This window comes from Streptomyces sp. NPDC107471 (assembly GCF_055582845.1).
Genome location: NZ_JBVJPC010000002.1, coordinates 382,451 through 408,766, shown reverse-complemented (window position 1 = coordinate 408,766; position 26,316 = coordinate 382,451). Strand labels below are relative to the sequence as shown.

The 26,316-nt window shown below is 69.7% G+C and carries 27 protein-coding genes; 19 read left to right on the top strand and 8 right to left on the bottom strand.

Annotated features, from left to right (window positions below; all coding sequences use genetic code 11):
- Window positions 1–8: 8 nt before the first annotated feature.
- The 8 genes from ACZ66S_RS06750 (at window position 9) to ACZ66S_RS06715 (ending at window position 5,465) form a co-directional block, all read left to right on the top strand.
- The gene (locus tag ACZ66S_RS06750; protein ID WP_053849185.1) at window positions 9–197 is read left to right on the top strand and encodes a Flp family type IVb pilin; all 189 of its coding nucleotides are present in this window, start codon (window positions 9–11) and stop codon (window positions 195–197) included.
- Complete coding sequence (locus ACZ66S_RS06745; protein WP_469900868.1) at window positions 194–805, top strand: pilus assembly protein TadG-related protein; 612 nt, start codon at window positions 194–196, stop codon at window positions 803–805. The genes ACZ66S_RS06750 and ACZ66S_RS06745 overlap by 4 nt, the downstream gene beginning before the upstream one ends.
- A 16-nt stretch (window positions 806–821) precedes the next feature.
- Window positions 822–1,400, top strand: coding sequence for a hypothetical protein (locus ACZ66S_RS06740; RefSeq protein WP_469900145.1), 579 nt, complete (start codon window positions 822–824; stop codon window positions 1,398–1,400).
- Window positions 1,401–1,408: 8 nt separating this feature from the next.
- Window positions 1,409–2,041: an OmpA family protein gene (locus ACZ66S_RS06735; protein ID WP_469900144.1), complete on the top strand. Its 633-nt coding sequence runs from the start codon at window positions 1,409–1,411 to the stop codon at window positions 2,039–2,041.
- A gap of 155 nt (window positions 2,042–2,196) precedes the next feature.
- On the top strand, window positions 2,197–2,535 hold the full coding sequence (locus ACZ66S_RS06730) for a hypothetical protein (RefSeq protein ID WP_469900143.1): 339 nt from the start codon (window positions 2,197–2,199) through the stop codon (window positions 2,533–2,535).
- Between the two features lie 62 nt (window positions 2,536–2,597).
- The gene (locus tag ACZ66S_RS06725) at window positions 2,598–3,176 is read left to right on the top strand and encodes a hypothetical protein (protein ID WP_469900141.1); all 579 of its coding nucleotides are present in this window, start codon (window positions 2,598–2,600) and stop codon (window positions 3,174–3,176) included.
- 49 nt (window positions 3,177–3,225) lie between these two features.
- Window positions 3,226–4,836 (top strand): hypothetical protein, encoded by a 1,611-nt coding sequence (locus tag ACZ66S_RS06720; protein ID WP_469900140.1) that lies wholly within the window; start codon window positions 3,226–3,228, stop codon window positions 4,834–4,836.
- Window positions 4,836–5,465 carry a hypothetical protein gene (locus ACZ66S_RS06715; RefSeq protein ID WP_469900138.1) on the top strand — a complete coding sequence of 210 codons (630 nt, stop codon included), beginning with the start codon at window positions 4,836–4,838 and terminating at the stop codon, window positions 5,463–5,465. Before ACZ66S_RS06720 ends, ACZ66S_RS06715 begins: the two co-directional genes overlap by 1 nt.
- A 52-nt stretch (window positions 5,466–5,517) precedes the next feature.
- Here the strand turns inward: ACZ66S_RS06715 and ACZ66S_RS06710 are convergent, their stop codons facing one another.
- Entirely contained in the window at window positions 5,518–5,880 is a 363-nt protein-coding gene (locus ACZ66S_RS06710) for a DUF192 domain-containing protein (RefSeq protein WP_469900136.1), read from the bottom strand.
- A 98-nt stretch (window positions 5,881–5,978) separates the two neighbouring features.
- Here ACZ66S_RS06710 and ACZ66S_RS06705 point away from each other — a divergent pair, with 98 nt between their 5' ends.
- From ACZ66S_RS06705 to ACZ66S_RS06660, 10 genes are all read left to right on the top strand, one after another.
- Window positions 5,979–6,542 (top strand): dihydrofolate reductase family protein, encoded by a 564-nt coding sequence (locus ACZ66S_RS06705; protein WP_469900135.1) that lies wholly within the window; start codon window positions 5,979–5,981, stop codon window positions 6,540–6,542.
- An 89-nt stretch (window positions 6,543–6,631) separates the two neighbouring features.
- Window positions 6,632–7,420 (top strand): methyltransferase domain-containing protein, encoded by a 789-nt coding sequence (locus tag ACZ66S_RS06700; RefSeq protein WP_469900133.1) that lies wholly within the window; start codon window positions 6,632–6,634, stop codon window positions 7,418–7,420.
- A gap of 742 nt (window positions 7,421–8,162) precedes the next feature.
- Entirely contained in the window at window positions 8,163–8,936 is a 774-nt protein-coding gene (locus tag ACZ66S_RS06695) for an isoprenyl transferase (protein WP_280849564.1), read from the top strand.
- A gap of 324 nt (window positions 8,937–9,260) precedes the next feature.
- Window positions 9,261–10,586: a PhoH family protein gene (locus tag ACZ66S_RS06690; protein ID WP_469900132.1), complete on the top strand. Its 1,326-nt coding sequence runs from the start codon at window positions 9,261–9,263 to the stop codon at window positions 10,584–10,586.
- 410 nt (window positions 10,587–10,996) lie between these two features.
- Window positions 10,997–11,680, top strand: coding sequence for an aggregation-promoting factor C-terminal-like domain-containing protein (locus ACZ66S_RS06685; RefSeq protein WP_469900131.1), 684 nt, complete (start codon window positions 10,997–10,999; stop codon window positions 11,678–11,680).
- Window positions 11,681–11,687: 7 nt separating this feature from the next.
- Window positions 11,688–12,353 (top strand): aggregation-promoting factor C-terminal-like domain-containing protein, encoded by a 666-nt coding sequence (locus tag ACZ66S_RS06680; RefSeq protein ID WP_469900130.1) that lies wholly within the window; start codon window positions 11,688–11,690, stop codon window positions 12,351–12,353.
- Window positions 12,354–12,486: 133 nt separating this feature from the next.
- Window positions 12,487–13,827: an AI-2E family transporter gene (locus tag ACZ66S_RS06675; protein WP_469900129.1), complete on the top strand. Its 1,341-nt coding sequence runs from the start codon at window positions 12,487–12,489 to the stop codon at window positions 13,825–13,827.
- Window positions 13,828–13,981: 154 nt separating this feature from the next.
- Window positions 13,982–14,800, top strand: a complete 819-nt coding sequence (locus ACZ66S_RS06670; protein WP_469900128.1) for a MarR family transcriptional regulator — start codon at window positions 13,982–13,984, stop codon at window positions 14,798–14,800.
- Window positions 14,801–14,842: 42 nt separating this feature from the next.
- Window positions 14,843–15,241, top strand: a complete 399-nt coding sequence (locus tag ACZ66S_RS06665; protein WP_469900127.1) for a roadblock/LC7 domain-containing protein — start codon at window positions 14,843–14,845, stop codon at window positions 15,239–15,241.
- A 4-nt stretch (window positions 15,242–15,245) separates the two neighbouring features.
- Window positions 15,246–15,674 (top strand): hypothetical protein, encoded by a 429-nt coding sequence (locus ACZ66S_RS06660; protein WP_469900125.1) that lies wholly within the window; start codon window positions 15,246–15,248, stop codon window positions 15,672–15,674.
- Window positions 15,675–15,696: 22 nt separating this feature from the next.
- Here the strand turns inward: ACZ66S_RS06660 and ACZ66S_RS06655 are convergent, their stop codons facing one another.
- The 5 genes from ACZ66S_RS06655 to ACZ66S_RS06635 all read right to left on the bottom strand — a co-directional run bounded on the left by ACZ66S_RS06655 (window position 15,697) and on the right by ACZ66S_RS06635 (window position 20,534).
- A complete protein-coding gene (locus ACZ66S_RS06655; protein ID WP_469900124.1) occupies window positions 15,697–18,060 on the bottom strand; it encodes an ABC transporter permease in 2,364 nt (787 codons plus the stop codon).
- Window positions 18,057–18,743, bottom strand: coding sequence for an ABC transporter ATP-binding protein (locus ACZ66S_RS06650; protein WP_469900123.1), 687 nt, complete (start codon window positions 18,741–18,743; stop codon window positions 18,057–18,059). Before ACZ66S_RS06650 ends, ACZ66S_RS06655 begins: the two co-directional genes overlap by 4 nt.
- Window positions 18,740–19,264, bottom strand: a complete 525-nt coding sequence (locus ACZ66S_RS06645) for a PadR family transcriptional regulator (RefSeq protein WP_469900122.1) — start codon at window positions 19,262–19,264, stop codon at window positions 18,740–18,742. Before ACZ66S_RS06645 ends, ACZ66S_RS06650 begins: the two co-directional genes overlap by 4 nt.
- 116 nt (window positions 19,265–19,380) lie before the next feature.
- A complete protein-coding gene (locus ACZ66S_RS06640) occupies window positions 19,381–19,635 on the bottom strand; it encodes a type II toxin-antitoxin system antitoxin (RefSeq protein WP_469900121.1) in 255 nt (84 codons plus the stop codon).
- Complete coding sequence (locus ACZ66S_RS06635) at window positions 19,632–20,534, bottom strand: SPFH domain-containing protein (RefSeq protein WP_469900120.1); 903 nt, start codon at window positions 20,532–20,534, stop codon at window positions 19,632–19,634. The genes ACZ66S_RS06640 and ACZ66S_RS06635 overlap by 4 nt, the downstream gene beginning before the upstream one ends.
- 249 nt (window positions 20,535–20,783) lie before the next feature.
- Here ACZ66S_RS06635 and ACZ66S_RS06630 point away from each other — a divergent pair, with 249 nt between their 5' ends.
- Window positions 20,784–23,126 carry a transglycosylase domain-containing protein gene (locus ACZ66S_RS06630; RefSeq protein ID WP_469900119.1) on the top strand — a complete coding sequence of 781 codons (2,343 nt, stop codon included), beginning with the start codon at window positions 20,784–20,786 and terminating at the stop codon, window positions 23,124–23,126.
- A gap of 48 nt (window positions 23,127–23,174) precedes the next feature.
- On the opposite strand, the gene ACZ66S_RS06625 is transcribed toward ACZ66S_RS06630, so the two are convergent.
- Both ACZ66S_RS06625 and fomD read right to left on the bottom strand, forming a co-directional pair.
- Window positions 23,175–25,298 carry a SpoIIE family protein phosphatase gene (locus tag ACZ66S_RS06625; RefSeq protein WP_469900118.1) on the bottom strand — a complete coding sequence of 708 codons (2,124 nt, stop codon included), beginning with the start codon at window positions 25,296–25,298 and terminating at the stop codon, window positions 23,175–23,177.
- A gap of 295 nt (window positions 25,299–25,593) precedes the next feature.
- On the bottom strand, window positions 25,594–26,286 hold the full coding sequence (fomD, locus tag ACZ66S_RS06620; protein WP_469900116.1) for a cytidylyl-2-hydroxypropylphosphonate hydrolase: 693 nt from the start codon (window positions 26,284–26,286) through the stop codon (window positions 25,594–25,596).
- Window positions 26,287–26,316 lie beyond the last annotated feature (30 nt).

The following is a 26,316-nucleotide window of genomic DNA, read 5'->3' as shown; positions in this document are numbered from 1 at the left end:
GGTTGTCGATGGCGGCGACACCGAAGGGTCTCACGATGAACAACCGGTTCAACGACGACAAGGGTCAGACCGCGGTCGAGTACCTGGGCATCATCGCGGTGGTGGTGGCGATCGTGCTGGCGATCACGGGGACGGACATCGGCAACACGATCTACACCGCGATCGTGGACAAGGTCAACGAAGTCATCAGCGGCTGACCAGGCCTGGCAACCACGACGACGTAGGGCAGGCTTTCCCCATCTACATCATGGTGGTGGCGGGCCTGCTCTTTCTCGCGTTCGCCTACCTCGCCGTCGGCCAGGCCGCGGCGAACCGGAACGGCGCCCAGACGGCGGCCGACGCGGCGGCACTGGCAGCGGCCCTGGACACCCGGGACAAGCTCACCGACAAGTGGGTGGAGAACGTCCTCGATCCCAACAAGTGGCGGGACATCTTCGACGGCGTGGGAGTGAACTTCGACGGCTGCGCTCGGGCGGACGCTCTGGCTGCGCAGAACGATGCCGTCACGATGAGCTGCCGATCGCTGACGGGGCTGCCCCCGGGCTACAGCGTCGAAGTCAGGACGAACAAGACCGTCGGTGATTCCATTGTCCCCGGAGTCGAGGGCGAGCAGTCGACGGAGACTGCCAGCGCGGTCATCGAGCCCGTCTGCGATTTCCAACTGCCCGGCGCAGACACGGACGTACTGCCGAAGCTCACCTGCGAGGACGGTGGCGAGTGGACCCTGGACCCGGACGACCTCACGGATCTGCCGGGCCCTGAGGATCTCTTCGACGTCCACCTGGCACGAGCGAACGACGAGTGACGAAGGAAGCGGAGTGATGAGCATTCGGTTCACGGCGAAGGCCCGCAGGGGGATGGTCGCGTTGACGATCGCGGCCGGACTGGCCGTCGGTGTGGCCGGTTGCAGCGGTGGAGGCGACGACAAGAACCCGGAGTCGTCGCCGTCGGCCTCTCGCACGGGCGGGTCCGACCCCAGCACTCAGGAGGGTGAGTCCGACGAGCCGATGGCGGAGCTGAAGGGCACGAGCGGGCTGCTCCTCCAGATCACCTCGGCCACCCGGGACGCGGGCGGCTTCGTCACGGTGAACGGCCAACTGAAGAACGACGGCTCCAAGCGCATCACCGTTCCCCCGGCGGTGCGTGGGGACGAGACGGAGATCCTCCGGCACGGTATGTCGCTCGGGGGCGCGACCCTGGTGGATGCCGCCTCGAAGAAGCGCTACTACGTGCTGCGCGACACAGACGGTCGACCACTGACCACGACAGGCTTCTCGTCCCTGCAACCCGGCGAGTCACTGGCGGTCTTCGTCCAGTTCCCGGCGCCCCCGACGAGCACCACCGACGTCACCTTCCAACTCCCCACCTTCGCCTCCGCCACCATCCAGATCTCCGGATGACGCCCACCATGACCGCCACCCGAACCCCACCCCGCCTGGCCCTGGCCTTCACGGTCACCTCGCTCATGGTGGCCCTGACCCTCACGCCCGCCCAGGCCGACGACGGCGGCCCCAGCGTCCCCCCGGGCACCGAACCCTCCGCCACCGCACCCGTCGAGGTGGACCCCAACGACCCGGACCTGAAGCTCCCGGAGGGCGCCACCCTCGCCGAGGCGAAGGTCCTGGACATCAAGCAGGTCGTGGAGGACCAGAGCGGGGACGAACGCCGGGAGGACACCAACGCGGACGTGAAGTTCGCCCTCCAGGCAGAGGTCCTGTTCGGCAAGGACAGCGCGAAGCTCAACAGCGAGGCGAGGGCCCGTATCTCCGCGATCGCGGCGGAGATCAAGAACCAGAACGCCACCCGGATCCGTGTCTTCGGCTTCACCGACGACCTGGGCAGCTACGCCCACGGCCGCACCCTCTCCCGCCAGCGCGCCAACGCCGTACAGGACGTCCTGGACCAGGAGTTGAAGGACTCGGGCATCACCTACGAGGTCCGCGGCTACTCCGAGGACTACCCCATCGCCTCCAACGCAACGGAAGCGGGCCGCAAGAAGAACCGCCGGGTGGAGGTGTCGTTCCCGCGGGGGGAGAGCTGACCAAGTGCCCGTCGGCCGGGAGACTTCGAGGCCTGGTCAGCCCAAGGGAGGCAGTGCGCTGCAGTGATACTTTTTGCTCGCTCACCACGGGCACATCGCGTGACAGATCGAGAGTTCCGGCCGACAGGGTACGGAACCGAACATGGGGGTACCGCGTGTCGACCGGCACGGACATCGAGGATCCGGCAGCGCTGAACCGTGCGGGCACCGGGGCGCAGGACATGGCGGGCCGGACGCGGACGGCCGGTGCCCACCCGGTGGACGAGACCCGTTCGGCGTCCAAGGACTTCGGCAGTGGCAACTGGGACGGGGGTCTCGGAGGCGCTCTCGGCGGTCTGGCGGAGACCTGGTCGAGTCAGGTCGCGGCACTCGCGTCCAAGTGCGACAGCCTCTCCCGGCAGTGCGGCGGTTCCGGCCTGCTCTACCAGAGCACCGAGACGGTGAACACGCAGACGATGCGCTCCCTCTCGGGTGAGCCGTCGCCCTTCGGCTGAACCCAGGCCGCACGACTTCACTGCCCACCGCGACCACAACACCACGGGGATTCACCGCAGCAATGCCGACGTACGAGCAGCTCTATCACCTCAATCTGAGCAACCTCCAAGCAGCGGCCGACCGTTGGCGGGAGACGGCCACCAAGTTCAAGGGCTTGCACACCGCGTACGGCGACGAGGTCGCGGCGCCTTTCAAGCAAGCCGGTTGGCACCAGCCCGCGCTGACGGCGGCCAAGGCCGGCAACGACGTACGGGACGCACAGCAGGAGTTCGCGGACGCACAGAAGGAAGCGGACGGCATCGCCGGTGTCCTCACGACCCTGCACGCTGAGCTGAAGAAGTCCAAGGACGACCTCCACCACCTCGCCACGGTGGAAGCTCCGAAACAGCAGTTGCACGTCAGTGCCGTCGGCGTGGTCACCCCGCGCAACGACCTGTCCCAGGACGCCGGCGCCCGCCACGATCCCGACGGTCAGGCGCTCATCCGAGAACAGCAACAGGCCTGCGACGCCTTCGCACGCCGTATCGAAGCCGTCCTCCGGCAGGCCGCCGACGCCGACGAGACCGCCTGCTGGGCCCTGCGCCGCGACCTCGGCGGCTACACCGACAACTTCAAATTCCAAGGTCGTCACCTCCCTTGACGCAGCCGACGCCTCTCGCGCCCTGGAACTGGCGAAAAAAGGCTCGGACATGTCGGACAAGGAGCTCAGGCAGCTCAACGAACTGCTGCGGGCCAACAAGGGCGACAAGGAGTTCGCCGAAAAGTTCGCCACCGGCCTGGGCGGCCGGGGCACCCTGGAGTTCTGGGCCGACATGGCCGACCCGGCCGGGCAGTACGGCGCCGCACGGCCGGAACGTGAAGCGCTGCTGAAGGAACTCCAGAAGGACCTCGGCGACACCCTGGGGACCGCCACCCAGTCCGACAGCAAGGAAATGCAGGACTGGAAGAAGGACGTCATCAGACTCGGCCCCCAGCCGCTCGGTGTCGACGACGCGAGCAACCCGGCCGGATTCCAGGTGATGAGCAGCCTGATGAGGAACGGCAAGTACGAGCCTCAGTTCATGGAGGACTACGGCAAGGCCCTCATCGCCACCGACAAGTCGTTCGGCAAGGACGTCGAAGCCGACTGGTTCGGTGACAACGGCGTCGGCAAGCTGAACCACCTCGGCACCAACGAGGGCAGCACCGACCCCATGACCGGCTACATGGAGGGTCTCGGGCGCTGTCCCGAAGCCGCGACGAACATCTTCGGGAACGAGGAGTACTTCGACTACCTCACCGACGACCGGAAGTGGTTCCAGGACCAGGAATGGCCGGCCTTCGATCCGGAGACCGGCGAACGGATCCCGGCTCCGATCAGCGGCTACAACCAGTTGGGTCATGCGCTGGAAGCGGCCACCACCGGCCATCCCTACGACGAAGCGCCCCCGAACGACCTCCCTGCGCACACGGACAAGCAGGCCGAGATCATGCAGAAGATCGTCCATGGTGTCTCCAAGGACCCGGAGATGGCCCGCGAAGGGATGTCCGACAGCCTCGGCCGGATGAGCGGCGAGTACATGCCGGACTTCAGCAGGGCCATGGCAAGCGACAAGTCGGCGGAAGGAATGGCTCTCTTCCCGCTGGAGGGGACGCAGGCGAACTTCGGCGAACAGGACGCGGCACGGTTCCTCATGACGGTCGGCAAGGACCCCGAGGGATACGCGGCGGTCAACCTCGGACAGACGGCCTATGCGGCCAACCTGTACGACTACCACCTCAAGCATCCCGACGCCTACGCGCCGGACACCGACGAAGCGCTCAAGAACATCGCTCACTCGTCGGGGGAGATCCAGGGAGCCATCGCCGTCGGCCGTCAGGAGACGGAGATCGGGGATGCCGTGGAGGCCGACAAGAAGTACAACGACGCCTTGGAACGCAACGGCGCCTGGGCATCCGGCATCGTGGGCACCGGTATCGGAGTCGGTACGTCCTTCATCGCCACGCCGGCCACAGGAGCCGTCGTGGGCGGGGTGGCCACGACCATCAGCGGCGACATCATCAACCAGATCGTCGACGGCAAGGAGCAGGACAGCACCGGCAAGGTCGTCTACAGCACCGGCCAGGACTGGCAGCACGTCAAGGACTCCACTGCGCAGGTGAACCAGGACGCCGTACAGGCGGCGGTCGAGGCCCACGGGACGTCGCACACCCAGAACTTCAACAGCATCATCGCCGCCGAGACAACGGCGGGAATCGTCGAAGCACAGGCCAACCTGCCCGGGTACGGTCGGGACCTGGGCGCGGAAAGCAGAGACTGATGAAATCCGTAGCGGTAGTGGCAACAGGCGCTGTTGTCCTGGTCGGTTGCCTGGTCGGTGGATTCGCGGCCGGGAGGGCCTTCCCGGAGGACGAAAAGGACCACCTCGACAGCCGGAACATCTGCGCGGGCGACGACTTCCAGAAGCAGGTGGCCGCGTTCGAGCGCATCCTGCCGCAGGGGAAAAGCGTCGCCTCCTCCGCCAGTTCACGCAGCAGCGACATCGCCGACGAACTGAACTCGACCTGTCGCATCTCTGTCGATGGCCGGCAGGCCTTCTATCTCGAGAGCCAGACCGTCACCATGTCCGCCGACACATGGGAGAAGGGCCTTCTGGCGGACGGGGTCGTCACCAAGGACGGACTCAAGACGTTCAAGGCCGGAACCCGAGCGCTGTCGTCGCCGAACGCGGCGGCGATCTACCTCTCCTGCACCCGCCGGGACGCTCAGGGCCGGAACATGGCCTTGAGCATCGACGTCTCGGCTCAGGGACCGGCGATCTCCAAGACAGGCGTACACCGCAGGGATCTGGCCGAGATCGCGGTACAAGCGGCCCGGGTGGTCACGTTGCCGACGCAGTGCAAGTCCGGGGACCCGCTACCCGAAGGCGCGCTCCCCGCGCTGAACTGACGGTTCAGGGGCGGCTGCCGATTCTGCCTCCCGCGGCATGCGGATCCGCCCCTCACCCCACAACAACCTGAACCCGCCCCCCCACCCGCACCCCCCACCCCTCCATCACCCCCGCCTCCGCCTCCAGTACGTGGCGGGAGCGGAGGCGGGGGAGGCCCAGGCGGCCGGGGGGCATCGTGCGGACGGCGATGACGCGGAGGTTGCGGTCGAGGTAGGCGACGTCGATGGGGAAGCGCATGCGGAAGGTGTGGACACTGCCCGCGGGGGAGAGGAGCAGCGCCCCCTCGACGGAGTCCCGCCCCAGCAGTCCCTTCGTGCGGGCCCGGTAGGAGGTCGCGATCTCCAGCGGTACGGCGAACCCGTCCCGCTCCCCGTGCACGACCAGCCTGCCCCGCCCGTCCAGCCAGCGCCCCATCCCGGAGCCACCTCCCGTCATGGCGTTCCCACGCCGTCCCCGTCGATCCCGGTAGCTTGGGAGTCGATCCTCTCTCTACTGCCCAGGACAGGTGTCCGATGCGGAAAATCGTCCTGATGATGTCCGTGTCCCTCGACGGCTACATCGAGGGCCCCGACGGCGACATCGGCTGGCACCGGGTCGACGACGAGCTCCTCGCGCACATGAACGCCACGGTCGGCAGGATGGGCGGGCTGATCCACGGCCGGGGCGTCTACGAGCTCATGGCCGCCTACTGGCCCACCGCCGACGCCGACCCCGACGCCCCCGTGTCCGACAAGGAGTTCGCCCCGATCTGGCGCGAGCTCCCCAAGTTCGTCTACTCCCGCACCCTCACCCAGGTCGACTGGAACTCCACCCTCGTCCGTGAGGTCGTACCCGAGGAGGTCCGGGCGCTGAAGGAGCAGCCCGGCGGTGATCTCGGCCTGGGCGGCGCCGACTTGGCGGAGACCTTCCTGCGGTACGGCCTCGTCGACGAGCTGCGGATCTACGTCCACCCCGTGCTCGTCGGCCGGGGCAAGCCCCTCTTCCCGCACTCCGACACGCTGACCTCCCTCCGGCTCGTCGAGTCCCACACCTTCGGCAACGGCGTCGTACTGCTGCGGTACGAGCCGACGCCGTAGGGAGCTTGTCCCGTGACCCGGCCCCTCTGCGGGACCACGGCGTCGTAATTGAGCGGCGCCCACCCCCACCCCCCTGTCACGATCACCTCATGACCTCCCGACACTCCCGCACCTTCGAGGACCTCGTCGCCGAGGGCGCCGCCGTGCCCACCGCGGGGTGGGACTTCTCGTGGTTCGAGGGGCGGGCCACCGAGGCGCGGCCCTCGTGGGGTTACGCGCGCTCACTGGCCGGGCGGCTGGCCGGGGCCGCCGCCTCGCTCGACATCCAGACCGGCGGCGGCGAGGTCATGGACTTCGCTCTCGGACACGGGGTCAGGACCCCCGTGCTCGCCGCGGCGACCGAGGGCTGGCCCCCGAACGTCGCGAAGGCCACCGCCCTGCTGCGCCCGCGCGGCATCGTGGTGGTCGCCGCCCCGGAGGACGCGCCGCTGCCGTTCGCCGACGGCACCTTCGACCTGGTCAGCAGCCGGCACCCGGTCAGCCCCCAGTGGGCCGAGATCGCGCGCGTCCTGCAGCCCGGCGGCACCTACTTCGCCCAGCACGTCGGCCCGCGCAGCGTCTTCGAGCTCGTCGAGCACTTCCTCGGTCCGCAGCCCGCGGCACAGAGCTCGGACCGTCACCCCGACCGTGAACGCGCCGCCGCCGAGGCCGCCGGACTGGAGATCGTCGACCTGCGTGCCGAGAAGCTGCGGATCGAGTTCCACGACATCGCCGCCGTCGTCCACTTCCTGCGCAAAGTTGTCTGGATGGTGCCGGGATTCACGCCGGCGGAGTACGAGCACCAGTTGCGGTCCCTGCACGAGCGGATCGAGGCCGAGGGTGCCTTCGTCGCCCACAGCACCCGTCATCTCCTTGAGGCCCGCAAGCCGCTCGCCTGAGGTTCGCGTCCGCGGATGATGCCTACATGTCTGCAAAGCGGACAAGGGGGGCATCGTGGGTCGATCTACCCCGTATATCCATGGTCTTCACGAGGTTTCCACATCGTTATCCCAGGTGGCTCGCATCCGGACCCCGGCTGACGTAAATTCAAGGCGAGGCAATTCGCGCCAGCAAAGCTGCGCGGTGGCACCGCGCAGAGGAGGGGGCTGCGCGGTGCCGCGCCCACTTCCCGGCGTCAAAGAAACGTTCCGACCCGGAGTCACCCACGCGGGCGATGCCCCACGACCCCATGATTCCGCCGCAATTCGGCCATGAAACCCCCATGAACTGGGCTTCGACCGCCCACCGCGCCGTCGCCGCCCGACTCCGGAGAGTAGTTGTGGCACGCCGATGCACGCACCATCCCTCACGAAGGGTTATGGTGGAAACCCCCCCTCGGGCCGGTCCGTATCCCCCCCACGGACCGGCCCGTTTTTTTGTGCCCCGACGTACGCGTCCGACGTGCAGCGGAGGCGCGGGGGACCCGTGGAGCGGATGCGCGCCGGACGCGCATGAGTGCGTCCGGCGGGGTACCCACCACGGCGCGGAGCCCGAAGCGGCAGGCGCTCCGCCGTGTGGCCCGACCGGTGCCCGACGACCCGCGGTCGCCCATGCGCCAGAAGGCCCCGCGCAGTTGGCGCCCGGAAGCCCCCGGTACGCTCTAGCCGCGGGGACCGCCATCTCAGAGGGGCTGACTTTCACGTGAACCTGCGCGACAAGCTGCGCGGCCTGCTGGTCAGGCTCTACGCACGCCGGGTGGAGGGCCACCTGGACCACGCCCAGGTGCCCAAGCACATCGGTGTCATCGTGGACGGCAGCCGGCGCTGGGCGAAGGCCGCCGGTTCCTCACCCGTCGACGGCCACCGCGCCGGCGCGGAGAAGATCGAGGAGTTCCTCGGCTGGTGCACCGAGACGGACGTCGAGGTCGTCACCCTCTGGCTCTTGTCGACGGACAACTTCAACCGCCCGCCGGAGGAGCTCGGCCCCCTCCTCGGCATCATCGAGGACGTCGTCCGCACCCTCGCCGCCGACGGACGCTGGCGCGTCCACCACGTCGGCACCCCCGACCTGCTGCCCTCCCCGATGCAGACGGCGCTGAAGGAGGCGGAGGAGTCCACCGCCCACGTCGACGGAATACTCGTCAACGTCGCCATCGGCTACGGCGGCCGCCAGGAGATCGCCGACGCCGTACGGTCCATGCTGCTCGACGCGCACGAGAAGGGCACCTCGATGGAGGAGCTCGCCGAGGCCGTCGACATCGACATGATCGGCCGCCACCTCTACACCGGCGACCAGCCCGACCCCGACCTCGTGATCCGTACCAGCGGTGAACAGCGGCTGTCCGGATTCATGCTGTGGCAGACCGCCCACTCGGAGTACTACTTCTGCGAGGTCTTCTGGCCGGCCTTCCGGAAGGTCGACTTCCTGCGCGCCCTGCGCGACTACGCGGCCCGTCACCGGCGCTACGGCGGCTGACAGCCCCCCGCGGAAGCAGCTCGACTACCCCGTTCTGGGACTGAAGTAACCAGGAGTTCACCAGCGCGCCGTCATATGCGCTGGCATGGCGGCGCGTGTTCGAGGGCATAAGCCAGTCAGGTCGATGCCCGAACCACGGGTGTCGGATCTCAGCGGGCGGCACGGGGCCGTCCGCCCGGGAGGCCCTTTGCACCAGCCTTACCGTGCGGTCTCGGCACGGAAGAAGCAGTGGAGGGCCGGTTCCCGGCCCGTGCAAACGGGCCGTCGACCGGTCCAGCTCCACTCCGTCGCTCCCCGACCTCATCCGAGGGGGTACGTCCTTCCGTGGTGACCAGCACAAAGCGCCGTATGCCTGACCGGCGCACCTATGTTCTCGACACCAGCGTCCTGCTGGCCGACCCGAACGCCCTGAGCCGCTTCGACGAGCACGAGGTCGTGCTCCCCATCGTCGTGGTCACGGAGCTGGAGGCGAAGCGGCACCATCCCGAACTCGGCTACTTCGCCCGGCAGGCCCTGCGGCTGCTCGACGAGTTCCGGGTGCGGTACGGCCGTCTCGACGCCCCCATCCCGATCGGGGAGCTGGGCGGGACCGTCCGTGTCGAGCTCAATCACTCGGACCCCAGCGTGCTGCCGAGCGGCTACCGCCTGGGGGACAACGACTCCCGCATCCTCGCGGTCGCCCGCAACCTGCAGGCCGAGGGATTCGACGTCACCGTCGTGTCGAAGGACCTCCCGCTCAGGATCAAGGCGTCCTCGGTCGGGCTCCTCGCCGAGGAGTACCGCGCCGAGCTCGCCATCACGGACTCCTCCGGCTGGACCGGAATGTCCGAACTGACCCTGCCCGGCGAGCAGGTGGACATCCTCTTCGAGGAAGGCCACGTCCACGTCCCGGAAGCCTCCGACCTGCCCGTGCACACGGGGCTGACGATCCACTCCGAGCGCGGCAAGGCGCTCGGCCGGGTCTCGCCCGACGGCAACATCCGTCTGGTGCGCGGCGACCGGGAGGCGTTCGGCATCAAGGGCCGCAGCGCGGAGCAGCGCATCGCGCTGGACATCCTGCTCGACCCGGACATCGGGATCGTGTCCATGGGCGGCCGGGCCGGCACCGGCAAGTCGGCGCTCGCGCTGTGCGCGGGCCTGGAGGCGGTCCTGGAGCGCCGCCAGCACCAGAAGGTCATGGTCTTCCGCCCGCTGTACGCGGTGGGCGGGCAGGAACTCGGCTATCTGCCGGGCTCCGAGTCCGAGAAGATGAGCCCCTGGGCGCAGGCGGTGTTCGACACGCTGTCCGCGGTCACCAGCCGCGAGGTCATCGAGGAGGTCACCGCGCGCGGGATGCTCGAGGTCCTGCCGCTCACCCACATCCGCGGCCGCTCGCTGCACGACGCCTTCGTGATCGTGGACGAGGCGCAGTCGCTGGAAAGGAATGTGCTTCTCACCGTTCTGTCCCGAATCGGCGCGAATTCACGGGTCGTTCTGACCCATGACGTGGCCCAGCGGGACAATCTGCGGGTCGGACGCTACGACGGTGTGGTCGCCGTGGTGGAGAAGCTGAAGGGACACCCCCTCTTCGCCCACGTCACGCTGACGAGGTCCGAGAGGTCCCAGATCGCGGCCCTTGTGACCGAAATGCTCGAAGACGGGCAGATCTGACACAACCCGGGAAAACCCGGGGCCAGTTGGCGCCGTTCGGAAAGGCCAAGAGCCTAGCCGGGCGGCGCCTTCGTGTGTCGCCGTTTCATGAAATCCCTGGGGGCAAACGGGATGTGAGCTTTCACACGCAACTCAGAATTGCCACCCGGCGTCCGGTTACGGCAGAGTCTCGGTTCTGTCAGGCCCCGCATACGGCACACCTGTACCCCCAGTTACAGCAGCGCAAGAGCACCACGTTCAACTCCATACCGCCCGTCGTATGCCGCCCGCGCACCATGCGGCGCTCCTCGCAAGGGAGTTGCCCACCGGGCCCGCGCCTCCCGTGACCCCGTTAGTTGGGAGGCCAGTGTCCAGGGGCACGATTGCGTCCGCCAGGGTCACCGAAGCGGGCGATGCTGGAAGGAAACCGTGTGAGCCCGATTTCGGTCCGGGGATTCGCAGTGGCCTCCGCCACCGCGGTCACCGCTGTCGGAAGCGTTGTCGGAGTTGCCTCCGGCAGTGTCGCGCAGCCGAACGACGCCGAGGCGACGGCAGCCGGCACGACGCTCCTGGCGGACATCCCCGCGGGTGAGCAGGCTCAGGTGCAGACCGCGTCCCTCACGCAGCAGGCCGACACACAGGCCATCGCCGCGGACGCGAGCGCCAAGAAGGTCGCGGAGGAGTCGGCCCGCAAGGCCGCCGCCAAGTCCGCGATCGAGAAGAAGGAGGCCGCCGAGCAGGCGGCCAAGGAAGCCAAGGAACGCGCCGAGGCCAAGGAGAAGGCCAGCAGGAGCGCTTCCAGCTTCCCGGTGCAGAGCTCGTACACCGTGGCGCAGATCCAGGCGATGGCTGCCTCGATGGTGCCGAGCGGGCAGTTCCAGTGCTTCAGCAACATCGTGGACCACGAGTCGAGCTGGAACTACCGGGCCGTCAACGCGTCCTCCGGCGCCTACGGTCTCTTCCAGGCCCTGCCGGGCTCCAAGATGTCGTCGGTCGGTGCCGACTGGCAGACCAACCCGGCCACCCAGATCAAGTGGGGCCTCAACTACATGGACAGCCGGTACGGCAGCCCTTGCGAGGCCTGGTCGTTCTGGCAGGCCAACCACTGGTACTGAGTCCGGTATGAGCCGGAACTCCGCGCGTGGGTTCGCCGTGGTCTCGGCCACGGCGGTCACCACCGTGGGCGCCGTCATGGGAGTCGCCCAGGCGGGCACCGCGCCGTCCACCGACGACACGGCCGCGCCCGCCGGTGACGGCACGCTCCTGGCGGACATACCCGCGGGCGAGCAGGCCCAGGTGCAGACCCTCTCCCTCACCCGGCAGGCCGACACGCAGGCCGTGGCCGCCGACGCCGTAGCCAGGAAGACGGCGGCGGAAGCGGCCCGCAGGCAGGCGGCCGAGGCCGCGGAGGCGAAGCGGGAGGCCGCCGAGGAGAAGGCGAGGAAGGAACGGGAGGCCAAGGCCGCCTCCGGTGACTTCCCGGTGCAGAGCTCCTACACGGCCGCGCAGGTCCAGGCGATCGCGCGCCAGATCGTGCCGAGCGGACAGTTCCAGTGCTTCAGCAACATCGTGGACCACGAATCCACCTGGAACTACCTGGCCGTCAACCCCTCGTCCGGTGCCTACGGCCTCGTCCAGGCGCTGCCGGGCTCCAAGATGGCCTCGGCCGGCGCCGACTGGCAGACCAACCCGGCGACCCAGATCAAATGGGGCCTGAACTACATGAACGTCCGGTACGGCAGCCCCTGCGACGCCTGGGCCTACTGGCAGGCCCACGGAAACTACTGATCGTCCGTCGCCCCGGACGCTCAACCTCGCGCAGCCCCTCCCCGTCCTAGGGGGAGGGGCTTTTGCCATGTACGGTCGGACCGGACGACTCCAGGGGGGAGTGGTGAGGAGAGACGGGGGAAGAGGACGGATCATGTCGCGAGTGCCAGGGTGGATCGGTCGGCTCGGTGCCCGGCTGACCGATGTCGGAGAGCGGTTGGACGAGCGCCGCGCCGAGGTGGCCCGCGAGGAGGCCGAGGCCGACGCGGCCGAACAGCCCGCGCGCACGCCCAGGAAGCCGGCGAAGGCGGCCTCGCGCCAACCCGTCGTGCTGGTGCCCCGCCCCGACCCGGCGCAGGCCGTGCCGTGGGGCGTACGGGTCGCCGCCGAGGCCGGCTGGCGGCTCCTGGTCCTCGCGGGCACCGTCTGGGTGCTGATGCGGATCATCAGTTCCGTCCAGCTCGTCGTCTTCGCCTTCGTCGTCGCCCTGCTCATCACCGCGCTGCTCCAGCCGACGGTGGCCCGCCTCATGCGGCACGGCGTCCCCCGCGGCCCCGCCACGGCTCTCACCGCGATCCTCGGCTTCGTCGTCATAGGGCTGATGGGCTGGTTCGTGACCTGGCAGGTCATGGAGAACATCGACGACCTCTCCGACCAGATCCAGAGCGGCATCGACGATCTGCGCAACTGGCTGCTGAAGAGCCCCTTCCACGTCACCGACAAGCAGATCAACCAGATCGCCAAGAACCTCCGGGAGGCGGTCGGCGCCAACACCGACCAGATCACCTCGGCGGGCCTCGAAGGCGTCCAGGTGGTCGTGGAGGCCCTCACCGGCATCCTGCTGACCTTCTTCTCCACCCTGTTCCTGCTCTACGACGGCCGCCGCATCTGGGGCTGGACGCTGAAGCTGGTCCCCGCGGCCGCCCGTCCCGCCGTCGCCGGCGCCGGCCCGCGCGCCTGGCGCACCCTGACCGCCTACGTCCGCGGCACGGTCCTGGTGGCCCTCATCGACGCCGTCTTCATCGGCATCGGCATCTACTTCCTCGACGTCCCCATGGCCGTCCCGCTGGCCGTGTTCATCTTCCTGTTCTCGTTCATCCCGCTGGTGGGCGCGGTCGCCTCCGGCGCGCTCGCGGTGCTCGTCGCCCTCGTCACGCAGGGCGTGTTCACGGCGGTGATGACCCTCGTGGTGGTCCTCGCCGTGCAGCAGATCGAGGGCCACATCCTCCAGCCGTTCATCCTCGGGCGCGCGGTGCGCGTCCACCCGCTCGCCGTCGTCCTCACGGTCGCGACCGGCGGCATGGTGGCCGGCATCGGCGGCGCGGTGGTGGCCGTACCGCTGGTCGCGGTGACGAACACGGTGGTGAGCTACCTCAAGACGTACGCCGAGGAACAGTCGGCGCCGGCCGACACCGAGGACGAGGCCGCGGCCGAGGAGGTCCGGGCGGAACCTCCGGCGGACCCTGAGAAACCCGCCTCGGATTCGGTCAATTGAGCGCCGAACACAGTGTTTTGAAAGCCCCTCGAACTCAACTTCCGTCAACTAGGGGCAGGTAGGAAACCCACCCCCGGAATATGCGCCCGGACTGATACACCTTCCCTCCTCAGCGCTACGCGTCAGGCGTGTGTGCGAGACGGTGGGGGGTGTGATGTCGGGCCACGAACACCTGGCACAGGCCCTGGCCTCGTGCGGCCGTGACGGCTTCACCGGAGAGCTGCGGATCACCGGGGCACCCGGCGGCACCTTCCACTTCGCGGACGGCCGGGTGGTCGCCGTGGAGTCGCCCGGCGCCCCGGGCCCCGAGGCGCTGCTGCTGCGCTCGGGACGGGTCAGCGGCGAGCAGTGGGCCGACCTCGTGCGGGAGTCCGGCGGCTCGCGCTGGCCGGCCACCGCGCTGATCGCCCACGGCTACGCGGGGGCCGCCCAGCTCAGGGTGGTGTGCGCGCTGGCCCTGCACGACGCCGCCTTCGCCCTGGCCGCGGGCCGGGTCGAGGAGTGCGAACGCCGGGCCACCGCCGAGCCGTTCGCGCAGGTCCCTCTGGGTGAGCCGCCGCTACGGCTGCTCCAGGACGCGCTGCGCAGACTCACCGCCCTCGCCGCCCTGCCGCACCCCGTGCACCCCGACCGGGAACGCCCCGTGCGCTCGGGCACGGACGGCGCTTCCGAGTCCCTGCGGCGGGAGCTGCTCACCCACGCCGACGGCCGTCGTACCGCCCGCGACCTCGCCTTCCGGGTCGGGCGCGGCGTGTACACCGTGTCGGTCGAGGTCGCCCGGATGCTCGACGAGGGGCTCCTTGTGTGCGCGGGACCGCCCGCGCCCGTCGCGGTCCGCCCGCTCCCCGACGGCGACGAACTCCGGCCCCGCAGACCCCCGGCCGGGGAGCCGTCCCCGGCCCCGGTGAGAACCGATCTGCCCCGCCGGAAGCCCGGCAACTTCTTCCGACTCAGAAACGGAACGCCCCAGTGAAAAAGCCGATCAGACGCGAACAGGATTAGGGGAGTCGATTTCATGGATCACAAAGCCCTGGCGCTCGAAATGCGCGGACTGCGCGAACAGGTCACCGGAATAACGGACACCGCGCTGGCCGCCGCGGACGGGCTGCTCATCGCCGCCGACACCGCCGACTCGATCGACCCGGAAGGTCTCGCCGCGCTCGCCGCGGCCGGCCTCGGCCTCGCCCGGCGCACCGCCGGGGCCACCGCCCGCGGCACCCTGCGCCGGACGGTGACGTACGGCAGCCACGGCTGCGCCGCCTTCTACGCCGTCGGCGAGACCGCCCTGATGGTCGTCCTCGGCGACGAGGGCATGGACGTGGACCACCTGCACCGGGCGACCCAGCCGACCCTGAACCGGATCGGCTCGATCCTCACCGACAAGGCGCCCGGGAAAGCACCAGAAGGAGTCTGAAGGGATGGCGACGAAGCGCATGGCCACAGGTTTCTCCGACCAGGTGATGGGCCTGGTCAAGTCCCTTCGTACCGACGCCCCCGACTGTGTCGCCTCCGGCGTGGTCGACATGTCCACGGGGATGCTGCTGTCGTACGAGACCGTCGAGAACCACCCGCCGGAGGTCCTGGACCTCCTGGCGGGTGCCACGCTCGACCTGTTCCAGGGCCGGACGGTCGTGATGATCGAGGACGTCTTCAAGGAGCGCCGCGGGATCAGCAGCGACAACCACTTCTTCCAGGAGATCCTGGTCAACAGCGAGAACCTCACGCACCTGTTCTTGCGGCTGGTCGAACAGCAGGACGTCGTGGCCGTCGTGGTGTGCCGCAAGTCGGTCAACGTCGGCATGCTGTTCGCCCAGGTCCGGCGGGTGGTGAAGGAGTACAGCCTCTGAGCGGGCGCCCGGCTGCGGGCGGCTACTCCGTCCGCAGCCCGTCCGGCCGCATCAGCCTCAGCAGCGGCGGCAGGCTCAGCAGCGTCACCACGAGGACGACACCGGCGCCCACGCCGGTCATCGACAGCACGCTCGACCAGTCCACGCGCACCGAGGTGTTGGTCATCTTCAGCAGGACCACGCCCAGGGTCAGCCCCACCGCCGAGGCCAGCAGCAGACCGAGCCCGACCGGGATCGCCGTCTGCCACAGCACCGACAGGCTCAGGGTGCGCCGCCGGGTACCGAAGGCGACCAGCGCCGACAGCAGTTGCTTGCGCTCGCGGAGCTGTTCCAGTTGGGAGACCAGCAGACTCGCCCCGATCAGCGCGAGGACGCAGACGGCGCCCACGAACAGGCCGGTGCGGATGGAGGAGTAGCGGTCGTTGCTCTCGGTGGACACCCAGGTCATGGGCTCCTCGTACGGGTTGATCCGGGCGGCCGTGTTGCGGACGTGATCGCGCGCGTCCGGGAACGAGTCGTCCACCCGCACATAGATCTCTCCGCGCACCCCCGCCGCGGCCGGTGCCGGGAAGGCGCCCGGGGTGAGCAGGATTCCGCCGCGTCGGTAGCCCGTCGGGTCGGTGATGGACTCGGCCTGCTTGACGCCCTTCGGGACTGTCCAGACGACCGAGGTCTGCTTCTCCGCGGCCTCGGAGATGTCGAAGTAGAGCTTCTGGCCGGGCCGGGCCGTCACGTTCGACTCGTCGTCGGCGTTCTGCCTGGCGGTGTCGCTCTCACCCGCACCCGGCGCGACATGCGAGACGAAGACGTCGCCGTCGCGGCACGAGGGCAGCTTGGCCACCTCACGCAGGGACGTGCAGTCGGCGACGGTCACCCGGGCCCAGTTCGCGTCCTCGCCCGTGCCGTCGTTGACGAAGCCCTCGTCGAACGCGTACACCTGCCGGACGCCCTTGGTCGCGGCCAGTTCCTTCGCGGTCGCCCCGAGCGCCTTCCCCTTCGGGACGGTCACCTGCATCTGCGCCCGCGAGATGTCGTAGCCGGTCTCCTTCGTGTAGTCGCTCGAGGTGCCCGCGAACAGCATCTGCAGCGCGATCGCCCCGGCCACCGCCACCGCGATGCCGTTGACCATCCGGGCCGCCGTGCCGCTGCTCAACTGGAGCCTGCGCACCGCCAGTTGCCAGGACACCGAGCCCGCGCCCATCCGGGCCACGACCGCCTCGACGATCCACGGCAGCAGCGCGGTCACACCGACCAGCAGCAGGATGACACCGCCGCTGACGAGGTACTGGTTGAAGTCGCCACTGTCGCGGCCCTGTCCGACCATCGGGTACAGCATCCCGAGCCCGGCCAGCGGCAGCAGCAGCCGCCACCACAGCCTGCGTCGCGCGGGCTTCGCCGTACGCACCACGCCGAGCGGTTCGATCACCACGCCCCGCAGGGCGAGGAGCGTCACCAGCACGGCCGCGGCGGGTACCGCGACGGCGACCAGCAGGGCCAGCAGCGGCGAGGGATTGAGATAGCTCGGGAACACGCTCTGCCCGAACACCTCGACCGAACCCGCGACTTCACGGCCGATCAGGAAGAAGTCGGCACCGAGGACGAGTCCGAGGACCGCGCCGGCCAACGCCTCGCCGGCGGCGATCCGCCGGGTCGAGCGGCCGTCGGCGCCCACCAGCCTGAGGGCCGCGAGCCGCCGGTCGCGCCGCTCGCCGCCGAAGCGGACGGCCGCGGTGATGAACACGGCGACCGGCATCAGCAGCACCACGAAGACGACCAGGACCAGCAGCACCAGCACCGGGTCGGATTCCGACTCGGTCGGGTTGGGGTTCCCGTACTTGTTGATCCGGCTGATCCCGGCGCCGTTGATGTCCTGGGCGGCGAGCCCCTCGGCCCCGCGGTAGAAGGCGAGTTCGTGGGAGCCGATCAACCCGCTCTCGGCGATCGTCCCGGCGATCCGGTTCGGCAGCCGCTCCCGCAGCAGTCGGCCGTCCTCGGATTCCAGCAGTTTCCTCAGCGCGGGGGAGACGACCATCTCGCCGACCGCGGGGAACTTCGCGACCCCGGGCGGCAGAGGCGCCTTCGGCCCCTCGGGCTCCAGGTCCCGGCCGCGGATGTCGGTGTCCCGGAAGGTGGTCGACGCGTTCCCCGACAGCAGGGTGTCGTCCCCCTTCCTCATGTCCTGCCCGTAGTTGATGTCCGCGCGGGCGTCGCCCCGCTCGTGCCGCACCGCCAGCGCGTTCGGCAGGGCGGTGGTCAGCAGCAGCAACGCCACCCCGAGCCCCACGCCGACCGCGGTCAGCAGCGCCCGGACCCACCCCTCGCGTCCGCCCGCGAAGGCGAACCGGACCCCCATGGCGAGGTCTCGCCACCATTGCCGCAGGCTCATACGACCCGCTCCATGTCCCGGGACTTGCCGTCCCGTACGACGATCTCGCGGTCCGAGTAGGCGGCCACCCGTGCCTCGTGCGTGACGAGGACGACGGCCGCGTTGGTGGACCGGGCCGCGTCGGTGAGCAGCTCCATGACCCGCTCGCCGTTGAGGGAGTCCAGGGCGCCGGTCGGCTCGTCTGCGAACAGCACGCGCGGGTTGGTCACCAGGGATCGGGCCACCGCCACCCGCTGCCCCTGACCGCCGGAGACCTCTCCGGGCCGCTTCTTCCGCAGGTCGTCGACCTCCAGGCGCTCCATCCAGTTGAGGGCCGCCTTCTCGGCCTCCTTGCGGGAGGTGCCGTTCAGCCGCAGCGGCAGCGCCACGTTCTCCACGCAGGTCAGCTCGGGGACGAGCTGGCCGAACTGGAAGACGAACCCGAACTCGGAGCGGCGCAGAGCGCTGCGCTCGGAGTCGTTCATCGTGGCCATCTCCCGGCCGTTGTACGTGATCGAACCGGAGTCGGGCGTGACGATCCCGGCGAGACAGTGCAGCAGGGTCGACTTGCCGGACCCGGAGGGGCCCATGACGGCGACGACCTCGCCGGGGTGGATGGAGAAGTGGGCACCGTCGAGGGCGACGGTCGGACCGTAGGTCTTGCGCAGCTCGTCGGCGACGAGAAGGGAACCGGCCGGGGTCACTTGACCACCACCTCCGCGAGCTTGTCGAGACGCGCGGCGGTCAGCTCCAGCCAGCGCAGGTCTGCTTCGAGATGGAACAGGGCGTGGTCGCAGATGAGCTGGTCGGCGAGGTCGCCCTTGCGCTTGCGGTCGGTGAGGATGCGCATCATCCGCAGGTGCTCGGAGCGCTGGTTGTCCAGGATGTCGCCGGCGTCCCGGTGCGTGAGCAGCGCGAGGACGACCTTGGTGTACAGCGTGGACTGCAGGTACGGCTCGGGCTTCTCGGGCGTCGCGAGCCACTGCTGCACGTCGGTGATCCCGGCGTCCGTGATGGCGTAGCGCTTGCGCTCGGGGCCGCCGCCGGGCTCGATCCCGTCGACTTCGACGAGCCCGTTCTTCAGCAGCCGCGACATCGTCGAGTAGACCTGGCCGTAGTGCAGCGGCCGGTCGTGACCGAACTTCTCGTCGAAGGCCCGCTTGAGGTCGTAGCCGTGGCGGGGCCCGGACTCCAGGAGCCCTAGGAGGGTGTGACCGATGGACATGGGAAGGACTGTACACGCGGTGTATACCCCGCATGTATACGCGGAGTGTGTAGGTGGGCGGCAGGGGTGAGCAGCCGCAGGTGACGGCCGATTGTCACGGTTCTGCTACGCCCGCTCTACGCGTCCCCGGCGTCCTTGGGCGGTCGTCCCCGGCGCGGCAGCGGTCCGGTGTCGCCGGGCAGTCGGCCGGCCTCCTTCAGGGCCCTGCGCAACAGGAACTCGATCTGCGCGTTCGCCGACCGCAGCTCGTCCCCGGCCCACCGCGCCAGCGCCTCGTACACCAGCGGGTCGAGCCTCAGCAGCACCTGCTTGCGCTGCTGAGGCCGTCGCTCGGGGGGGCCGCCCTCGGAAGGTGCGGAAGGTGTCGTCACTGGTAGAGCGTCCCGGTGTTGAGGACCGGCTGCGGGGCGCGGTCGCCGCACAGCACCACCATCAGGTTGGACACCATCGCCGCCTTGCGCTCCTCGTCCAGCTCCACGATGTCCCGCTCGGTGATCCGGGCGAGCGCCTCCTCGACCATGCCGACCGCGCCCTCCACGATCTGCCGCCGGGCCGCGACGACCGCGCCGGCCTGCTGCCGCTGGAGCATCGCCGAGGCGATCTCGGGCGCGTAGGCGAGGTGCGTGAAGCGGGACTCGATGATCTGCACGCCGGCCGACTCCACGCGCGCGTGCAGCTCGGTGGCGAGCTTCTGGGTGATCTCGTCGGCGTTGCCGCGCAGCGAGAGCCCGTCCTCCTCGTGGGCGTCGTAGGGGTACTCGATGGCGATGTGCCGTACCGCCGTCTCGGTCTGGGTGGCGACGAACTTCACGAAGTTGTCGACCTCGAAGGTGGCCTGCGCGGTGTCCTCGACCTTCCAGACCACGACCGCGGCCAGTTCGATCGGGTTGCCGTAGGCGTCGTTGACCTTGAGGACGGCGGTCTCGTGGTTGCGGACCCGGGTGGAGACCTTGGTCCGGGAGGTGAAGGGGTTCACCCAGCGCAGGCCGTCCTGGCGGATCGTGCCCTTGTAGCGGCCGAAGAGCTGGACCACCCGGGCCTCGCCCGGCGCGACCGTGTTCAGGCCGCGCAGCGAGATGAGCGCGACGATCAGCACGAGGGCCCCGCCGACGGCGAACCCGGGGCTCTCCCCGGCGGCCGCGAACAGGAAGACGGCGAGCAGCAGCCCGGCCAGGCCCAGCAGCAGCGCCAGCGCGCCGCCGATGCTGTGCGCCGCGAACTCCCGCACGCGCGGGGCGGGCATGTCGGGTACCGATTCGTCCATGGCCATAGGGGTCCCCCATCTCTCGAACTCGCGGAGCGGCTATCGCTGCTCTAGCTAAGTGATATCACTTTACCCCGTCCTGGCAACCTTGACGCCCCCTCGGAGGTCTGGTTCCGAGGAGGCGGGTGCTGATTCTCACGCCCGCCCGAGGCCGGATCGAGGGCCCTGTGTCATATAGACCGGTGTTAGCTTTCTGAGCTGACCTGAGCCACGAACCTGTGTGGCCGCCGATGAGGAAGCGGAGCGAGTCGACCCATGGGACGAGCGGAAGAGAGAAGAGCACGTCAGCGCGGTGGCCGCCGCGCGGCGCCGCCCACGCGCTCGTCCGGCACGCCGAGCGAGGGCATCGCGCCGGGCGGCAGGGCCGCCGCGCGCAAGGCCGCCCGCGGCAAGAAGGGCACGAAGAAAGGTAAGAGCGGCATACGCCGGTTCTTCACCTGGAAGAAGCTCCTCGGCGCGTTCTTCGGCTTCTGCCTGCTCGGCATCGGCGCCTTCATCGTGATGTACATGATGATCGACGTGCCCGAGGGCAACGCGGCCGCGCAGAAGCAGAGCAACATCTACGAGTACAGCGACGGCTCGGTCCTGGCCCGCGTCGGCGACACCAACCGCGAGATCGTGGACCTCTCGGAGGTGCCCAAGGAGGTCCAGCGCACCTTCGTGGCGGCGGAGAACAAGTCCTTCTACACCGACGCCGGCGTCGACCTCAAGGGCACCGCCCGCGGCCTGATCAACACCCTGTCCGGCAAGGGCAAGCAGGGTGGCTCCACCATCACCCAGCAGTACGTCAAGAACTACTACCTCGACCAGGACCAGACCGTCACCCGCAAGCTGCGGGAACTGGTCATCTCGTTGAAGGTGGACCGCACGACGTCCAAGGACAAGATCCTCGCGGGCTACATCAACACCAGCTACTACGGCCGCGGCGCCTACGGCATCCAGGCCGCCGCCCAGGACTACTACCGCGTCGACGCCAAGAAGCTCAGCGTCGCCCAGGGCGCGTACCTCGCCGCACTGCTCCAGGCGCCGAGCCAGTACGACTGGGCGGTCGCCAGCCCGACCGGCAAGAAGCTGGTGCAGGCCCGCTGGAACTACGTCCTGGACAACATGGTCGAGCAGGGCTGGCTGAACAAGGCCGAGCGCGACAAGATGACGTTCCCGGTACCCAAGGAGCCCAAGGCCGCCCCCGGTCTCGAGGGCCAGAAGGGCTACCTGGTCAAGCTCGCCAACCAGCAGCTCGAGAGGCAGCTCGTCAAGACGCAGGGCATCACCCAGGACGAGGCCGAGGCCCGGGTCGAGAACTCGGGGTGGACCATCACCCTGAACATCGACAAGAAGAAGCAGGCCGCGCTGGAGAAGTCCGTCAAGACCCAGCTCATCAGCAAGCTGGACCCGAAGAAGCGCGCGGTGGACAAGAACGTCCAGGCCGGCGCCGTCTCCGTGGACCCGAAGACGGGGAAGATCCTCGCCCTGTACGGCGGCCAGGACTACACCAAGCACTTCTACAGCAACGCCAACCGCACCGACTACCAGCCCGCGTCGACCTTCAAGCCGGTCATCCTCGCCGCCGCCCTGGAGAACAACTCCGAGACGCAGAGCGGCAAGACGATCGGCGCCGACACGGTCTACGACGGCACCAGCAAGCGTCAGGTCGTGGACGGCAACGGCAACAAGGTCGGATTCGGTCCCGAGAACGAGGACGACGCCGACTACGGCAAGGTCACCGTCCAGACGGCGATGAACAAGTCCATCAACTCCGTCTTCGCGCAGATGGGCGTGGACGTCGGCATGGACAGGGTGCTGGAGACGGCCACCAAGCTCGGCATGGACACCGGCAAGCTCAAGCCGCTGCCCGCCTACACCCTGGGCACCATGGGCGCGAGCCCGATCCAGATGGCCGGCGTCTACGCCACCCTCGACAACCACGGCAAGCAGGTCACGCCCGCCATCATCAAGTCGGCCGAGCAGGGCGGCACCGAGTTCCAGCTCCCCGACCCGATCGGCGAGCAGGTCATCAGCCGCGAGGCCGCCGACACCGTGACCTCGGTGCTGACCGGCGTGGTCGCCGACGGTACGGCGAAGGTGTCCGTGGCGGAGAACCCGGCCCGCGACGGCCGCAAGGTCGCCGGCAAGACCGGTACCTCGGACGACAACCTCTCGGCCTGGTTCACCGGCTACACCCCGGACCTGGTCACCTCGGTCGGCCTGTTCGGCGAGGACAGCAAGACCGGCGCCCAGACCAAGCTGTACAAGACCGCCGGCCTGGACCGCGTCAACGGCGGTGGCTTCCCGGCGCAGATCTGGGCGGCGTACACCTTCGGAGTCGCGGCCGAGAACACCAAGTTCGACCTGGACACCGACCAGGGCGCCGCGGTCCAGCCCACCTGGACCCCGACCGTGTCGAACACGCCGAGCGAGACTCCCTCGGAGACGCCTTCGGAGACTCCGTCGGAGACGCCCTCCGAGACACCGTCGGAGACGCCTTCGGAAACCCCGTCGGAGACGCCATCGGAGACCCCGCCGACCGGTGAGGAGAGCACTCCGGCCGAGTCGTCGACCTCACCGCTGAACCCGTTCGAGCCGAACGAGGAGCAGTAACCCATGAGAGAGGGCGCCCGGTGACCACCGGGCGCCCTCTCTCATGTCCTAGCCCCTGTTGAGCTCGAACCACACCACCTTGCCGGTGCTCAGCCGGGTGGCGCCCCAGCGCCGGGCGAGCCGGTTGACGAGGTAGAGCCCGCGCCCGCCCTCGTCGGTGGCCCGGGCCTGTCGCAGACGCGGCAACTGCGGCACGTCGTCCCCGACCTCGCACCGCAGGACGTCGGTCCGCAGCAGCCGGAGCGTCACCGGACGCGTCGCGTACCGCACGGCGTTCGTCACGACCTCGCTGACCAGCAGCTCGACCGAGTCCGTCAGGTCCTCCATGCCCCACCGGGACAGCGCCCGCCGGGCGAGCCGCCGGGCACGGCCCGGGGCCGCGTCCTCCGGCTCCAGGAACCAGTACGCCACGTCACTGGGCGCGATCCCGTCGAAGCGGGCCGCGAGCAGCGCGATGTCGTCGTCCCGGTCGCCCGGCCCGAGCATGTCGAGCACCTCGTCGCACAGCGCCTCCAGCGGCGGCGGATGATCCGGCCCGGTCAACTGCGCGGTGGCGGCGAGCTTCTCGCGGAGCTGCTCTATCCCGGTCCACACGTCCCTGAGCCGGGACTCGACGAGCCCGTCGGTGTACAGCAGCAGCGTCGCCCCGGCCGGCGCGTCCAGCTCCACGGCCTCGAAGTCCACCCCGCCGACACCGATCGGCGCGCCCGGCGGCACCCGGAGCACCTCGGCCCGGCCGCCCAGATGCAGCAGCACCGGCGGCGGATGACCGGCGTTGGCGATGGTGATCCGGTGCGAGACCGGGTCGTAGACGGCGTAGAGGCAGGTCGCCATGCGGTCCGTACCGAGCCGCTGGGCCTGCTCGTCGAGGTGGTGCAGCACCTCCTGCGGGGGCAGGTCGAGCCCGGCGAGGGTCTGCGCGGTCGTCCGGAGCTGGCCCATGATCGCCGCGGAGGTCATGGAGTGGCCCATGACGTCCCCCACGACCAGCGCGACCCGGCTGCCGGGCAGCGGGATCGCGTCGTACCAGTCACCGCCCACCCGGGCCGTCTCGGCGGCCGGCAGATAGCGCGAGGCCAGCCGGACCCCGGTCGGCCGCGGAAGCGTCTCGGGCAGCATGGTGCGCTGGAGCTCGTCGGCGATGTACGCCTCACGGCCGTAGAGGACCGCCTTGTCGATGCCCAGGGCGCTGTGCGTGGCGAGCTGGGCGGCGACGAGCAGGTCGTCCGGGTCGAAGGGGATGCGGTCGGGGCGGCGCAGGAACAGGGCGGCGCCGATGACCCGGCGCCGGCCGCGCAGCGGGGCGAGGATCGCCCGCCGGCCCGACGGTACGGCGAACTCGCAGCCCTCGCCGAGCAGTTCCGGCAGCGCGGCATGGGCCGCGGGCGTGTCCGTGAAGACCGGGCGCACCCCGCGCAGCACCTCCGCGAGCGCGCTGCCGGGCTGCACCTCGCACAGTTCGGTGCCGAGCGCGTCCAGCTCGGTCGGGTTCTCCGGCACCGGCACCGGAAGGATGCCGTCCTCCAGGTCCCGCTCCTGCTGCGGGATGCGGTCGCTGCGCCGCAGCCGGAGCACGAGGGGGCCGGTGGGCCGCTCGTCGCCGACGGGCAGCGGGTCGCGCAGATAGACGAGGATCGCGTCCGAGAAGGTCGGCACGGTCGCCCGGCACAGCCCCATCACGATCTCGTCCAGGTCGATGCCCCGGGCGATCCGGCGGGTGGCCGCGCCCACGAAGCGCAGCCGGTCGCCGTCGCGCCGCATGGGCGTGGGCCGGCCCGGGGGCAGCCCCTGTCCCGTACGGCGTTCGTCAGCGCTCAGGGGCACCCGCTCGTCCTCGCCGCCCGGCTGGACCGGAACGCCCTCGGGGAAGGGCCGGGGACGGTGCGTGTCCGGCTCAGCGGCGGCCGGCTGGGAGTGCTCGGGTCCGGTACCGGCCGGGTTCATGCCCATGTCCTTGTGGTTGCCGGTCCGGCCGGCCGTGCTGTTGCCGGCCTGGACGACGGGTGCCGCCTCCGGGGTGGAGTCACCGGAGCGGGCCTGGACGGGTAAAGCGCTCGGCGCCTCGGCGCCCTGGGCGGGCGGCGGCGCCGGGGAACGCAGGAGCGCCCCGCGGGGGTCCGTGGGGTCGACGCCCGGCTGGGGGCGTTCGAAGGAGGTCGGGTGCTCCGTCACGCGTGTCGAATCCGTCCGTCCGGGGCTGCGCGCCGTACGCGCAGTCGGTCCCGCCGAAATCCCGATACCCGGAATGCGTGTCCCAGGAACGGAATTCCCGCGTGGTCAGGGGCTGTTCCTGCGTTTTTGGTCAACCTTCCGCGGCCCGTACCGGTGTTGCCCTCGTACCCCACGCTCACGTCCTGCCGCCCCTCGGTGACGATCGGTCAAGCACAGTGCCCGCTCCGGTAGTTGCCGCTGCGCGCTCTTGCGGAGGACGATCCTACGTTTGCAGCCCGGGGGCGCATCAAGGGTCTCATGAGGACAAGTGCGCGGGCGTACGGTCCCAGTCTTCCGGCAGGAGCGGAACCGTCCAGGCCGGATCGGGGCGCCAGTCGGGCCAGCCGTCCGAGAACGGCGGGCCCCAGGCGCGGATCACCTCCACCGCCGACCGCCCCGCCGATCTGACCTGTTCGGCCAGGTCCGGGCCCATCAGCCCGTCCCGCTGGGCCTGCGCGAACTCGTCCTCGTCCCGCCACTGCCAACCGCCGTCCGGATCCACGGTGATGTCCAGGAAGTGGTCCTCGGAATCCACACCCCCGGCCCAACGCGCCAGGGGCTCCTCCAGGTTCACGTACCAGTTCTTGAACCGCCAGCCCGGCTCCCAGAACAGCCACACCGACCACGGCAGCCCCGGCCGCGCCAGCTTCAGCACCCCGGTGCCGAACCAGCGGTCCCGCCGGACCGAACGCGGCTTGGTGTAACGGGACTCCAGCGGCTCCGCGTGCACCGGCGTGCCGTCCGCCAGCACCGGCCGTACGCACTCGGTGCCCGGTGCCAGCCACACGGCCAGCAGGTCCTCGTCGTCGCGCACGACGGTGACGGGGCGGGCGATGTGGACGTGCGCGCCGGCGTTCTCCCGGTAGCGCCACAGGATCTGACTCCCGGGCTCCCAGAAGTGCGCCGTCGTACCCGCTTCCACCGCTCTCACCGCTCCACCGTCTGCCATGCACAGATATTAGGTGCCATAGGCATACGA